The sequence below is a fragment of the Mesorhizobium sp. WSM4829 genome (assembly GCF_055811475.1).
Map to the genome: position 1 here is coordinate 40,561 of NZ_JBVVQJ010000011.1, position 13,724 is coordinate 54,284.

10 protein-coding genes are annotated in these 13,724 nt (G+C 60.1%); 4 read left to right on the forward strand and 6 right to left on the reverse strand.

The annotated features are described in order from the left end of the window. The first annotated feature begins 224 nt into the window (after positions 1 to 224). Entirely contained in the window at positions 225 to 1,436 is a 1,212-nt protein-coding gene (locus tag AC0L17_RS13170; protein ID WP_473516137.1) for a glycosyltransferase family 4 protein, read from the forward strand. 541 nt (positions 1,437 to 1,977) lie between these two features. Here the strand turns inward: AC0L17_RS13170 and AC0L17_RS13175 are convergent. The 4 genes from AC0L17_RS13175 to AC0L17_RS13190 all read right to left on the reverse strand — a co-directional run bounded on the left by AC0L17_RS13175 (position 1,978) and on the right by AC0L17_RS13190 (position 7,091). Next, the gene (locus tag AC0L17_RS13175) at positions 1,978 to 4,062 is read right to left on the reverse strand and encodes an oxidoreductase (RefSeq protein WP_473516138.1); all 2,085 of its coding nucleotides are present in this window, start codon (positions 4,060 to 4,062) and stop codon (positions 1,978 to 1,980) included. Positions 4,063 to 4,214: 152 nt separating this feature from the next. Further along, entirely contained in the window at positions 4,215 to 4,940 is a 726-nt protein-coding gene (locus tag AC0L17_RS13180) for an FkbM family methyltransferase (protein WP_473516139.1), read from the reverse strand. A gap of 180 nt (positions 4,941 to 5,120) precedes the next feature. Then, positions 5,121 to 5,657 (reverse strand): FG-GAP repeat domain-containing protein, encoded by a 537-nt coding sequence (locus AC0L17_RS13185; RefSeq protein ID WP_473516140.1) that lies wholly within the window; start codon positions 5,655 to 5,657, stop codon positions 5,121 to 5,123. 609 nt (positions 5,658 to 6,266) lie between these two features. Next, positions 6,267 to 7,091 (reverse strand): PIG-L deacetylase family protein, encoded by an 825-nt coding sequence (locus tag AC0L17_RS13190; RefSeq protein WP_473509553.1) that lies wholly within the window; start codon positions 7,089 to 7,091, stop codon positions 6,267 to 6,269. An 89-nt stretch (positions 7,092 to 7,180) separates the two neighbouring features. Between AC0L17_RS13190 and rfbF the strand changes: the two genes are divergently transcribed. After that, the gene (gene rfbF / locus AC0L17_RS13195) at positions 7,181 to 8,020 is read left to right on the forward strand and encodes a glucose-1-phosphate cytidylyltransferase (RefSeq protein WP_036262410.1); all 840 of its coding nucleotides are present in this window, start codon (positions 7,181 to 7,183) and stop codon (positions 8,018 to 8,020) included. Then, a complete protein-coding gene (locus AC0L17_RS13200; RefSeq protein ID WP_473516141.1) occupies positions 7,956 to 9,017 on the forward strand; it encodes an NAD-dependent epimerase/dehydratase family protein in 1,062 nt (353 codons plus the stop codon). Before rfbF ends, AC0L17_RS13200 begins: the two co-directional genes overlap by 65 nt. Before the next feature lie 575 nt (positions 9,018 to 9,592). Here the strand turns inward: AC0L17_RS13200 and AC0L17_RS13205 are convergent. Together AC0L17_RS13205 and AC0L17_RS13210 are read right to left on the reverse strand one after the other, a co-directional pair. After that, complete coding sequence (locus AC0L17_RS13205) at positions 9,593 to 10,882, reverse strand: glycosyltransferase family 4 protein (protein WP_473516142.1); 1,290 nt, start codon at positions 10,880 to 10,882, stop codon at positions 9,593 to 9,595. A 23-nt stretch (positions 10,883 to 10,905) separates the two neighbouring features. Beyond that, entirely contained in the window at positions 10,906 to 11,868 is a 963-nt protein-coding gene (locus AC0L17_RS13210) for an NAD-dependent epimerase/dehydratase family protein (protein ID WP_027153593.1), read from the reverse strand. A 324-nt stretch (positions 11,869 to 12,192) separates the two neighbouring features. On the opposite strand from AC0L17_RS13210, the gene AC0L17_RS13215 reads away from it, so the two are divergent. After that, entirely contained in the window at positions 12,193 to 13,533 is a 1,341-nt protein-coding gene (locus AC0L17_RS13215) for a nucleotide sugar dehydrogenase (RefSeq protein ID WP_473516143.1), read from the forward strand. Positions 13,534 to 13,724: the final 191 nt, after the last annotated feature.

Below are 13,724 nucleotides of genomic sequence, written 5' to 3' on the forward strand. Positions count from 1 at the left end.
CACGCGGCCGGACAGGTGGCACGACCAATTTCATTTCAATGTCGCCGGCATGGCTCTGCTCCGTCAGCAGCGCGAGGCAGTGCGGACCTCGGATTAACGCCAAGGGATAAGCTCATACTTCGAAGGTGCAGAGGTTCGCACTGTCTCCCGGATGCTAGGTTGAATGTGGATCGCGCGACATGGTGCACTTTATGGGACAGCGAAATTTCGGAAGATCTGCGCCCGTGGCCGCCAGGGCGGCCGGGACAATCGGCGCCGATCCGTTTCCATTCGAGGGGTATGGCAAGAGCTCGTTTCCGGCGGTTCCCGCTGAGGACGGGGGGCCCTGCGGTGGCCGCACCAGGCGCTGGACCATAAATGGCGATTTCGTCGCGCTGCCTCCAAACGGCGTTGCCCGCTATGCGCGCGAGGTAACCCTTGCGCTCGACGCTCTCCTGGACGAGGGCCATCCGTTGGCGCGGGGACTTGAACTCGATCTGGCGGTCCCGCGCCAAGAGCAAATCCCGCTGCAGGCGATTGGCATTCGGGTCGTCCCCGAATTCAACAAACCGCGCCTTCCGCAGTTCTGGGTGCAGATGCAACTGCCACGCTACGTTGAGGGCGGGTTGCTCAGCTTCTGCAATCTGGCGCCGGTGGCGCTGACACGGCAAATCGCATGCATCCACGACCTGCATACCAGGCTGATGCCGGAGAGTTATGGGCGCGGCTTCCGATGGGCCCACCGCTTCATTCTTCCGCTGCTTGGCCGACGGGCCGCACATATAACCACCGTCTCGCAGCTTTCGCGGCAGCATCTCATCAAATACGGCATCGCACCGCAGGAGAAGATCACCGTCACATATAACGGCAGCGACCATGCGGAACGATGGGATGCCGATCGATCGAAGCTGCAAATCCGGCCCGACCGCCCCTATGTGCTATGCCTGGGGCGCGATCAAAAATACAAGAACGCCGAATTGCTGGTCCGGCTTGCTCCGCTGCTTGACGCGTTGGGCTTGGACCTGTGGATGGCGGGCGAAATCGACGAAGCGCAGATTTCCCGGTTTGCGCAGCCGAAGCCAGACAATCTCCGGCTCCTCGGACGGATCAGCGATGATGATTTCAAGAAAGCTCTGTCGGGTGCATTGTGCTTTCTTTTTCCGTCCAGGATCGAGGGTTTCGGGTTGCCTGCCGTCGAAGCCATGAGGATCGGATGCCCGGTCGTGGCCTCGACATCGCCTTGCCTCCCCGAGGTCTGCCAGGACGCAGCGCTCTATGCCGATCCGGATGATCTGGCACATTGGGCCAGAGCGGTACTCGACATCCAGCGATATCCGGATTTGCGCCAACGTTTGATCGAGGCAGGCCATAAAAAATCCCTCAGCTATTCCTGGCGCTCCATCGCTGAAATCTACCTCGAGCTGATGCTGCAGGTGGACGCAATGGCTCTGCGCTGATCAAGGTCCGCTGAGCCTATCGAACGACTCGAACCGGAGGCCGTCGATTGGGGGCGGCATGCCGGTCGCGTCAAAGGGCGGCCGCCTGGCGGTCTTGACGTTGGCTGCTTCGACACCCTGACATCTTGGTCGGACCCGTCCGCGCAACCTCGAAGGCGAACGAAAGCACCAGCTTTGGCCGGCTACGGCGGTGTTAACGTGAAAGTCTCCGCCAAGGTGGATCCATGTCAAACGAACATGCCGCGCCCGCGGTGGGCCAAACCGTGCCCCTCGTCTGGCTTCGGCGACACCGGCGTTCTCACATCAGCCTTCTGCAAACATTTCTCAGTTGCATGGAGAATCGGATTAACGAAAAAAATGATCCGGCCGCACGTTCGAACGCAACGTCCGCCTTTTCGCCGATCCTGAGTCAAGCAATGAAGTCGGACGCCGGGGAGCCGCGCGTCGCCGATCTCTGCATGGGAAAAATAGCCCAGTCGACCCGGGACAAGGCAATCGTCACCCACCGTTCACGGCTTGGAAAACGAAAACCTTCTTTCGCTCAGCGCCGGGCCTTGAACGACGTGAACATCGAGCCCGTGTCATCTTCCCATTCCCAGTTGACGGCAAGCCCGACCCGCAAAATTTGAAGGGCAGCATCGTCGGGATAGATGTCGGTGAGGCTTCGCTGCATCACCAGTTCGTCGTCGATCAGGATCGCAAACCGATTTCCGTCGAAAGCAACGCGCATGCAAAAGCGTTTTCCCCAAACGACCTTGTCCGCCACATTGGTCCAAACCGCGTCATAAAGTTCCTCAAAGCCGAGCCGCTTGATGAACACCGAAATCGAAGCACCCTGGTGGACATCGTCGAGCCAGGTCGTGACACAAACGTAGTTGTCGCTGTCTTGCCAGAAGACCAGTCCTGCCCGGCTGCGCTGATCTTGTCCTCGGCGCTCCCCAGGAGGCTCGATGGTGACCTCGAGATCGGCGAATCCCGGTAGATCCCATGGCAGCGAATAGAATGTTCGACCCGGGTTCGGTCTGTCCACGCTCGCGCGCACACGGGCGCTGCCCAGCCCGTCGACGTCGATGACCCCGGCGCCCAGTGTTCTGACCCATTGTCCGTCGCCCAACTCCGACGTGCGGCGATCCAGTTCGCCGGCAATACCGGCAAAGCCGTCGGCGTAGGACAGGCTTGTTCCGAGTTGGTTCCAAGGCGCCTCCAGAGGCGCCATCAATGGGATGGGAACTTCGCAAGGATGAGCCTCGAAATTATGCCAGCGCGGCTCGCTATCGAAGCTTTTCCATATACCTACTCCTGTAGCGTTTTCAACTGAATCGGCATAGACAGACGATTCGAAGAGGCGAACCCCGTCAAGAAAGCAGCTCAGCTGACCGTTCCAGTCAAGAATCTGGACCGAATGGATAGAACACTTGCGCAAAGCGTGTTCCGTACCGGTCGCGATCGTAATCTCTTTGCCCGATTGCTTGCGCACCAAGGTCCATCCGAGCGTCGACAGTTTCAGCACCCAGAAATTGTCGTTGTCCCGAAACCGACAGACGAGACCACACACATCCGAGATGGCGCCAATTGCCAGCAGTCCGTGGATCAATCCTGAAGGGCGACCAGGATCGACGACGGATAGGTTATCGCCAGCGTCCTGCGAAAAATGCCACCGCCCCCCGATTGCAGCGATTTGCCCCGGCCAGCCTTCGACGAGTGCATCGGCAGCGTGGGCGGTGCCAAACAGCGTCGAAAATTCAGGTATCCGCCCGACTTGAACCGCTTGGACGCGTGTGTCGACCCGAAACCCGATCTGGCCAAGTGCCGACTGATGAACACCCGCAAACAGCTTTTCGTCCTTGTTGAAAGGATCGATCGCGATCGGACGCATCATCGGAAAAGCGGCAAGACCGTGGGCTTTTTGGTCGGCGGCCGCATAATAGACAGCGCCCTGCTCTCGCAACGCCACGACATAATAGACATGAACGTTCTTTAGGCGCCGAAACGCACTCAGGCATTGCTTTCCTACACGAGCCCACAGCTCGCCGTTTTCGCCTTCGGCGGCATGAACGACAAAGCCGCAGCCCTCTTCCACGGGATTAATCGGCGCCTCACTGGGGAACCAACCGACAGCCAGGTTCTCGTCGATGTTCGGTCCCCGGTAGGTTCTGGAGGTGCTAAGCGTCCACCACCAAAAACGGCGAAGGGTGAGCCTCTTTCGCGGCGCATGTATCAGGGAAACCAGACGGCCGGGCCATGGATCAATGCCGGGTCCTCGCAGCCAACGGTAGACTCGCCTGGCGAGGTCATCAGGCAATGGCGATCCCTGCGATGTGTTGTGGCCGTTGGTGATCGAGACCAATAGCACCAGACCAGCCTCTCGCTGAAAGGGACCATAGGAGATCCCTTGCCGGCCCCAACCTGGCCTGACGAGCGGCTGGAAACGAAGTGCGCCGTGATCGATCGCGATCTGGCGTTCGATGTCGCGTCCTCGCCTGACGCCTCCCTTGACTGCCAAGGTGCCAATTACCGTACCGCGGGCGCGTTCATCCTGAAAATCGTCTGCGACAAGAACCTCCGGCCGGGCAACTCCGGACCCAGCCTCTTCAGCAGTTTCTGCCCAGTCATGACGATGCAACAACAAGACCCTCCTCACGTCGTCGTACGAGATTCTTCAAGGCATCGATGTCGTGTCGCAGTCCCGGACAGAAGTCGCGCACTGCCTCGCTTTTCCCGTTGATCAGGCTTGCTTCCCTGCATGGAATCCCTGCCATGACGCCGCAAATCCAGTTCTTAAGCGCCCACCGGCTGCGCCAAGACGTGTTCGACCCGCCATTCCCCATTGCCATAGGAGGCTGGCAGCGGCTTCAATGCGTAGCCGGAAGCAGTCAGGAGTTCAGCGATCTTTCGGGCCTTGCGGTCGAGCCCCTCGCGCGTTGCATCGTCGACCTCATAAATCACCTTCGGACGATGCCTCCGCAGCGTTTCCGTCATACCGCCCAGGACGTCGATTTCGGCGCCTTCCACGTCGATCTTGACCAGGGAGGGCGGCCTGAGGCCTCGCTGGGCGATGGCATCGTCGATAGCGACTATGCTGACTTCCAGGCGGCCACTGATGTCCGGCGGTGCTCCCGCCGAGGCAAGCGCGGCGCCGCCGATGTGATGGGCGAGCAGAAGCTGGCCACGGCCGGATGTGGCGCCCGCAGCTTCGGCGAACACCCGTATCGTGTCGAATCCACTGAGCCGTGCACTTTCTGCGACAGCGGCGCCGTTGCGGGGAACAGGTTCGAACGCATAGACTTGGCCGCGCGGCCCGACGCGGCGCGCGGCGATGAGGCTGAAGAAACCGATATTCGCGCCGATGTCGAAAAAGACGTCCCCAGGTGCCAGGTTTGCCGCGATCGCCTGTTGGATGGGCGGCTCGTAGGTGCCGCGAACAAAGTTGGGGTCGGCGCGCTTCGCCACGAGCTTGAGGCCGGCGCCCTCACCCTTGGCTATGACGCGCGCGTCGCCGAACACGCTGAGGAACCTTGCCGTCAATGTCACGCGCTCTTACCCATTCTGCGACGCCTCGGGACGGGCCCAGCCCGTGCCGCTCGCCGCGAAGGTGACAGATTGCGCGCCCGGGATCGAGCCCGACAACGGTGGCCGACTCCTACTCCCTCCGGCTGATCGCTACTCCGATTGTCGGGCCATATCTCATCTTGGGGGTACCTGCCCGGCCTCCCGGTCCGATGGAACGGTGGCATCGTTGCGCAAGACATGGATCGCGTGGGGAGCATCCCCACCCGATCGAAACGATCTCACGATCGCCGTCGCCGTCGAGGTCGCCGTTCGGGCGCCGAGATGGCTCTCGACGCCCTCGTCGACCAACTGCTCGATGAACCGCCCGCCGCCCAAATTGCGCCAGAGCGAAAGGCGCAGGGCGCCGCGGTGCTCGGCCATGACGAGGTCCGGCCGGCCGTCGTCATTCATATCGGCCACCGAAAGACTGTTGAGCGAGCCGCGCGAGGTGATTTCCTGCTGCTCCCAGTTTTGCTTGAGGTCGCCGGGATTGCGCCACCAATAGGCCTTTGCGTGGTCGGTCTGCCCGTTTTCTTCACTCACGACGATGTCGGTTCGTCCGTCGCCGTCCAGATCGGCGACCGCCACGCGGTCCGGATAGACCATGTTGGGGACATTGGCGACGTCGCGGCGCCGCCAGTCGGCAGAGCCATCCCCGGATTGCCCCACCATGCGATCTCCTTGGCGGGCCGCAAGGTCGAGCACGCCGTCGCGTCGATATCGGCAAAGGCGATTCCCTCGTCGGAGGCCTCGGAGCAAATGCGGGTTCGCGGCCAAGGCCCCGCCGCCGCGTCGTCGGGGATGGCAAAGTAGAAGACCCCGACACCGCTTGCGACCGCAAGCTCGGCCGGCCGCCTTCGACGACCTGCGCCAGTGCATGGCCCTTGAGCCCCGAGCTCGTGGCTGCCGGCCTCGCCGATTGCACGTTCCTCAAAGCCGCGCGCTGACGCCTGCTGCGCCTGAAGCCACGCCAGGTTCAGCGTCTCGCCTGCGCCGCGCTGGCGATCACTTCCGCGCGTCAGTCGTCAACATCGATTGCCGCGATCGCATCCACTCCCTCGCCGAGCCGTATCTGTTCCCATTCACCTTGCCAGGGATCGACCGGCCGGCGATACCAGAACGGACCCGAGGCTCGGTCTTTGGATGGAACGGCGGCGCATCCAAAACGGGCCGCCAGTAAAGTCGCAGAGGGATCGAAGCCGCACCGCAGCTTTGGGTCGAACCCGAACAGGTCATGGCCACCTGCCGACTTCCTCCCGAGACGCTTCAGGCCGCCTACCTTCACGCATTAAGCTCGTATCGCGTGAACATCTCGTGCTCGCTCAGCAGCCGATTCAGCAAATCGCCCCCACCTACGTCCGCCAGGATAGGCCAGTCGTCGAGTCCCGCCGGCCGCTCCATCTGGGACCGGTGAGCTGCCAGCGCGTGACGTTTTACATCTATCACGTCGCCGATAAAAGCGTGGGAGTTGAACATCTTAACGCCGCGCAAGCCGGCAAGGGTCCGGACCGTTTGCCGCAATGCGGTGCGATTGAATCCACGCACTCGATCGTGCAGACGAACCCACGGCCACTGATACCAGTACCAGACGGGATATTCGAACACGGTCACGCGCCGGCCATACAGTTGCAGCGCGCCTCGCGCGCCAAGATTGGTGGCAACATGGTCCGCCGGCGGCTCTTTTGCATGGGTGACGAACACGCTCTGTGGTTGCCAAGCGAAAAGCAACTCAGCGATCGCGTCTGCGATCTTGCCGACATGATGCTTAGCCATGCCGTCGGGAACACGCAGGAATCTCACCCGATCAGCAGATCCGCCCAACCGGCAAACCGCCTCGATCGCTTCGCCCTCACGGATGATCCGTAGGGCCTGGCCCTCAACCCGATGTGCATGCGACGCCGAGCCGTCGGTGACGAAAATAAACTGGACATCGGCGCCCGAGCTAAGCTTCTTGCTGGCGACCCCTCCACATCCCAGCGTTTCATCATCGGGATGGGGTGCGATGATGACCGCCGATGCCTGCCAGTCTGCTACGTCGAATGGATGAGACTGGTTACACATCGCTCTATCGAGCATAGCGCCAATCGTATGCCTGACGTCATGCATCGATGGTTCCGATCATCCCTTCTTCGGTGTGGTTCAACCCGACCTGCGCATGGTAGCAAAACACTGTAGGCGATTGGGGTGAGAAAACAATGAAGGTAGGAATTCTTGCTGGCGGACTGGGAACACGGCTGGCGGAAGAAACCGAGATCCGGCCGAAACCAATGGTCGAAATCGGAGCAAAGCCGATCCTTTGGCATATCATGATGCATTATTATGCCTATGGACACCGCGAATTCGCCGTCGCGCTGGGATACAAGGGCGAATACATCAAACGCTGGTTCAGCGACTATGTCGCATTCGATGGCAGCTTGACTGTCAATGCCGCATCGGGAAGCGTCAAGCGCCACTCGAACTCGCTGCCTGACTGGTCCGTCGATCTTGTGGAGACGGGACTGAATACGCTGACGGGCGGCCGCATAAAACGCCTGATCGACTGGATGGGCGACGAGACGTTCATGCTCACCTGGGGCGATGGCGTTTCGGACGTCAACCTTGATAGGCTGATCGCCTTCCACAAATCGCATGGCAAGCTTGCAACGATGACGGCGGTGCGTCCGCCAGCACGCTACGGGCACATCGAATTCGATGGCCATCGCGTCGTCGACTTCACGGAAAAGCCACAGGCCTCAGAGGGGTGGATCAATGGCGCCTTCTTCGTGCTCGAGCCGGGCATAAAGGACTATATCGACGGCGACGATGTCATGTTCGAACACGCGCCAATGCAGCGGCTCGCGACTGACGGCCAACTGATGGCATATCGCCACGAATCCTTCTGGCAATGCATGGACACCATCCGTGAAAAGCATCTCCTTCAAAAATTGTGGGACAGCGGGCAAGCGCCCTGGAAAACATGGGAATCGATCGATGAAAGTTCTGGTTACAGGCCACCTCGGCTACATCGGTTCCGTCCTGACTCCGATGCTGCTTGAACGCGGCCATGACGTCACCGGCCTAGACAGCGACATCTTCCGGTCATGCACTTTCGTAGGGACGTTGGCCGAAGTGCCGACGATCGAGAAAGACATCCGCGACATCGACATCGACGACGTCGCCGGCTTCGACGCGATCATCCATCTCGCCGGACTGTCAAACGATCCGTTGGGGGACTACCGACCCCTGCTTACCGAGGAAATCAACTGCGGCGCTTCGGTAAGGCTTGCGCAGCTCGCCAAGGCCGCCGGCGTCCAGCGGTTCCTGTATGCCTCCTCTTGCAGCAATTACGGCGCGGCCGGCGACAGCTTTCTAACTGAAGATGCTCCATTCAACCCGGTGACGCCTTACGGCGCCTCGAAGGCGAATGTGGAGCGAGCGGTCGCGCCGATGGCGGATCGATCGTTCAGCCCGACATTCCTGCGTGCGTCCACCGCCTACGGCCTGTCGCCTCGCATCCGCTTCGATCTGGTGGTCAACAACCTGACCGCCTGGGCCTACACGACCGGCCTGGTCTACCTCAAGAGCGACGGCTCGCCATGGCGTCCGATCGTCCATGTGGAAGACATTGCGCTGGCCTATATCGCGGTACTCGAAGCCGAGCGAGAGCTGGTCCACAACGAGGCGTTCAATGTCGGCTTGACCACGGAAAATTATCAGATACGGGAGATCGCGGAGTTGGTGCAAGCGATCGTTCCCGACAGCCGGGTGAAGTTCGCGCCTGACGCCGGGCCAGACAGACGATGCTACCGCGTCGACTGCACCTATATCGGTCGCCGCCTGCACGGGTTCAAGCCGCAATGGACGGCGCGGCGCGGTATCGAACAGCTCTATCACACATTTCGCACGGCAGGCCTTGCACTCGGGGATTTCGAGGGCGAGCGGTTCAAGCGCATCGCCCATGTGCAGAAGCTGATCCAAGATGGCGAACTGGATACCGATCTGCGCCGCACGCCGCAGTTAGCGGTAGCGGTAGCGGTAGCGGTAGCGGTTTGAACAAACACAGCCGGGAGGCATGGCCAATGATGATTGCTGGTGCAGCCTCTGTAACCGAGCAGGTTTGCCGCTCCTGCGGCGGAAGTCACATCGACACTTTCCTGAAGCTCGGCACGACGCCCCTAGCCGATAGGCTTTCCCTCAAGGTCGAGTAGCTCAGCCATTCGGCTTTCGCCTCACAGATCCGGGCGTGCGGCTTTCCCGCACCCGGCTCTTCGCGACCCGCGCGCCGTCAGGGTCTCGAACTCCGACCAGCCCATACGCCGGCTTTTCTGGACGCGTCGCGCAAAATCTGGTCGCCGCGTCGCGCAACGATCCCGAGGCCACCGCCTCGCCACCAGCAATGTGTTGCGAATTGTAGAACAGGTTCACTCGGCCTCTCTCCGCCCTTTGGGCTGGGTGCCCCTGACGCCCGTTAGGGAAGAGAACGGCGGGCCCGACGGGCCCATTTCAATCCGACACGGGTTGGCCGTAAACCGATACCGGGTTGAGCGCTACACTGAGGGTCGCCGCATGCTCATCACATCGGCCTGCATGCTGCGAGGCACTTGGCGAGCGCCGCCCACCGCTAAGGCTCAATGGCTCACGATCTTTGTGGAAACATGGACCGGCGTGCCTGGGCGCAGTTTCTGATAGACTGACTTGAGCCGTTCTGCGCGCGCCTCCCACGAATACAGCTCGACGGCACGCTTGCGCCCTTCGCTTCCCATTTCGCTTGCCCGGACCGTATCCTCCAGCATCGTGATCAATGCCTGGGCGAGCTCGCCAGGAGCATCGACTTCGACCAGCATCCCGGTGCTGCCAGCTAGAATGGATTCACACATCCCGCCCACGCGCGTTCCAACCACCGGTATCCCGCAGGCCATGCCCTCCACGACCGATATTCCGAAGCTCTCGCTGAGTGACGGATTCACCACAATGTCGGCCTCATGGTACGTCGCTACGAGGTCCTTGTGGGGCACGTTGCCCACGAAGTGAATTCGATCACGTAACCCGTGGCGCTCGATGAGTTCCTCTAAGTGTTCCCGATATTTGCAATTGCCCCAGTGATCGTAGAAACGGTTCAATGCGGTAACCCGCGGATCCGACGAGAGGCTGGTCAGGAAGTCTACCGAAAGCGGCGATTGCGGCCCTGCGATCCGAAGGTCGACGTCCGCAAACCTGGCCGCAACCTCACTGAAGGCCTCGATCAGTGTGTGAAGCCCCTTCTCTGGCGATACCCGCCCAACGAACAAGATGGCACGTCGGGTTCTGGTGGATGCGGAAGCCCGCTGCTCGCTCGGCCGAAAGTAAGAAACGTCCACGCCATTGCCGACGGTGGCAACGACGCCAGGATAGTCCGGGAATGCAGAACGAAAGGTGCTTGCGATGTGGTCGCTGACGGCGACCACCGCATCCACCACCTTGAGCTGACGGGCCACCTGATGGCGGTCACGCTGTGACAGCCACTCACACTGCATCTCAAGCACGAGCCGATGGGATGAGCTGGCTGCCTTCAGTTCCCGGCACCATGCCCAGTAATTCATCAAATGGACGATATCTGGTCGATCGACGGCGAGGTAGCGACGAACCTTGTTACGATATTGCGAGTGGTCATCGGCCTTCCGATCCAGCCGCAGCCAGCGCGCCAGGCGCGGAAACTGGCGGATGATCCGCTGCAGCGCGCGGTCACGCCGCGCCGCAGCCCGCCGCACCGCGAACGGCAGGTCCGCGGGCACCGTGTCGTCTCGATAATGCTTGCCATAGAGCGTAATCTGCAGGCCCTCGCCGAGCCGCAGCGCCGTATTGTAGACGATCAGACCGATTGAGTTTTGAACAGGCGGAAAAAGTCTATCGTACGGCTGACCGACGTATACGAGCTTCATGTCACTCCCCACCGTCAGCTCGTTCAGGCGACTCTTCTAAGTGCAGGGCGGTCTTCCGGTCGGGAGAGGTGGTCGGCGAGGCGGCGAATGCCCTCTTCGAGCGGCACCAGGGGACGGTTCAATATAGCTTTCATCTTGTTCGTGTCAGGACAGCGGCGCGTCATGTCGCCCTCCGCAAGGGGCGGTCGGAATTCCAACTTCGATGACGAGCCCAGCACTTCGATGACAAACTCGGCCAGCTGTCGAATGCTCATTTCCACGTCGCTGCCCACGTTGATCACTTCGTTCTCGTGCGCGCGCGTTCGATGAACCGCGATGCAAGCGTCAACCGTGTCGTCGACATAGCAGAAGGTGCGGGTCTGCGAACCGTCCCCGTAAATCGTCAGGGGCTCACCGCGCTGGGCGGCACGCACAAATCGCGGCAGGACGAAATCCTCGCTCTGACGTGGTCCGTAGGTGTTGAAGAAGCGAAAAATGGTAAATGGCAGTCCAAACTCACGCTGAAAAGTGCGCAGATAGACCTCTCCAAGATTCTTCACCACTGCATACGGCAGACGAGAGTTAAGCGGCGTGGTGCTCTCGTTTTGAGGAATCTCGAAAGGCTCGCCATATACCTCCGATGACGAAGCGAAGTAGACACGCTCGGCGCCGGTGTTCTTGCATAGCCTCAGCACGTTCTCGATACCGGTGATGTCGCGCAGCACGAGCAACGGATTTGCCAAAGTCCGCTGCACACCGACCACGGCTGCGAAGTGGAAGACGTGGGTGAAATGGAAGCGGTAGAACAACGACGAGATGTCGTCGAAATCGTTCGCATCCGCCTTTACTACGGTCAGATTGCCCGCGTCTATTTGTACCTTGTCTCGACTTCCGGTCGACAGGTTGTCAGCTACGACCACCTGGGTCTGAGGTAGCTTGACCAACGCGCGAGTGAGGGCGCTGCCGATATTGCCCGCTCCACCAGTAACCAGGATCGATTGCGTCATATTCCCCACCTCAACCGAACAGTTTAATCGACTGACGCAGGGTGCGTCCCTTCGCCAACGCGACATCTTCGATCTCGCGAGCGAAGGTGGCTCCCAGATCCTTTCGGACGTCGCTTGAAAGTTAAATGTGGCAGCGCCAGGTTTATTTGACAACGTGGCTTGGGGTAAGCATTTCGGCTGTTCTCCCAATGGTGCAATCCGTGCTGTTTTCAGCTCTGGGGTTGGCTAAGCGCATACATTTTGCTGATTGCTGTGAACTGCTTCCCCGCGGTAATTGAGGCGATCCTTTATTGTCGACATTGAAGCGAAAGTTGCCAGCATCTCATGCAGACTGCTCCAGACCTTCAGGAACTGGTTAACCGCATCCGAACGCGGGACTACACCATTGGCATCATGGGCCTCGGCTACGTTGGTCTGCCGCTCGCCATGATCTCGCTGGACGCGGGGTTCAAAGTCATCGGGTTCGACATTGACGCGTCTCGGGTTGCACTTCTTAACCGCGGAGAAACAGGCATAGATCATTTGCCTGGTGCTGCCATCAAAGCGGCTGTCGACAGCAAGCGGTTTCGCGCCACCAGCGATTTCGCCGACCTAGGCGAACCCGACGCGATCTTGATAGCGGTGCCAACGCCGCTTACTAAAAACCGGGAGCCGAACCTCTCGTTCGTCGAAAACAGCGCACGTGCGATCGCGGAGCGGCTGCGCCCTGGTCAACTTGTCGTTCTGGAGTCGACGACCTGGCCAGGAACGACGCGAGAGATCGTGCAGCCGCTGCTCGAGGCGACGAATCTTTCTCTAGGAAAGGACTTTTTTCTCGCCTATTCGCCCGAACGGGTGGACCCAGGCAACGACGTACACACCACCGCCAAAGTTGCAAAGGTGATAGGCGCCGACGACCCATCGTCCCTACAAGTTGCCAAGGAGCTGTATGATCAGATCATTGTGCAAACCGTTCCCGTGGCCTCCACCGCAACGGCAGAGGCTGTGAAGTTGACCGAGAACATATTCCGCTCTGTGAACATTGCGTTGGTCAATGAGCTAAAGGTGATTTTTGACAGGATGGGCATCGACGTCTGGGAGGTGATCGAAGCCGCCAAGACCAAGCCGTTCGGATATATGGCGTTTTATCCAGGCCCCGGCCTCGGCGGGCACTGCATCCCGATCGACCCATTTTACCTGACCTGGAAGGCAAGAGAGTACGAAGTAACAACACGCTTCATTGAGCTTGCCGGTGAAATCAACACGAACATGCCGCATTATGTGGTGGACCGCCTTGTGGAGGCCTTGGACCGGCGAGCGAGCCGCGGCCTGAGCGGTTCGCGGATCTTGGTGATCGGGATGTCCTACAAGAAAAACGTGGGTGACACACGAGAAAGCCCATCGTTGAAGCTGATCGAGATCATGGAGCGACGCGGGGCGGTCGTTGATTACCACGACCCCTACGTACCGGAAATACCCGGAACAAGAGAGTACGCCAACCTGGCAGGTCGCCCCTCTGTGGATATCTGCGCTAGCAGTTTGGCATCGTATGATGCCGTTGTCATCTCGACAGATCACGATGCGATCGATTGGCAGAACATCACCAAGCACGCAAAGCTGGTGCTCGATACCCGAAATGCTTGTGCGCGTAGTCAGTCACGCACCGACAACGTCGTAAAGGCATGAGCGGCCCGACTTGCGTACTGGCTTGGTGAACCTGCTAGCGACAACGTCGAATGGTTTAGTTTAGCACGTCGAGCGGTTGAATTCATTCAGCGCATCGTATTTTCCCGGACTTGAGCGTCGAGGCATGAGCGCCTGCGCAGCCGTGCAAACAGGTGGAGCCGGCCGAGCTCGCTACGGTTCATGCGGCGCCG

What these genes read in the sequence shown, in the direction of transcription:
- AC0L17_RS13200 (WP_473516141.1), top strand. Translation starts at nt 7,956, where the DNA reads ATGAAAGTTCTGGTTACAGGCCACCTCGGCTACATCGGTTCCGTCCTG.
- AC0L17_RS13185 (WP_473516140.1), bottom strand. Translation starts at nt 5,657, where the DNA reads ATGGTGGGGCAATCCGGGGATGGCTCTGCCGACTGGCGGCGCCGCGAC.
- AC0L17_RS13210 (WP_027153593.1), bottom strand. Translation starts at nt 11,868, where the DNA reads ATGACGCAATCGATCCTGGTTACTGGTGGAGCGGGCAATATCGGCAGC.
- AC0L17_RS13190 (WP_473509553.1), bottom strand. Translation starts at nt 7,091, where the DNA reads ATGCATGACGTCAGGCATACGATTGGCGCTATGCTCGATAGAGCGATG.
- rfbF (WP_036262410.1), top strand. Translation starts at nt 7,181, where the DNA reads ATGAAGGTAGGAATTCTTGCTGGCGGACTGGGAACACGGCTGGCGGAA.
- AC0L17_RS13215 (WP_473516143.1), top strand. Translation starts at nt 12,193, where the DNA reads ATGCAGACTGCTCCAGACCTTCAGGAACTGGTTAACCGCATCCGAACG.
- AC0L17_RS13205 (WP_473516142.1), bottom strand. Translation starts at nt 10,882, where the DNA reads ATGAAGCTCGTATACGTCGGTCAGCCGTACGATAGACTTTTTCCGCCT.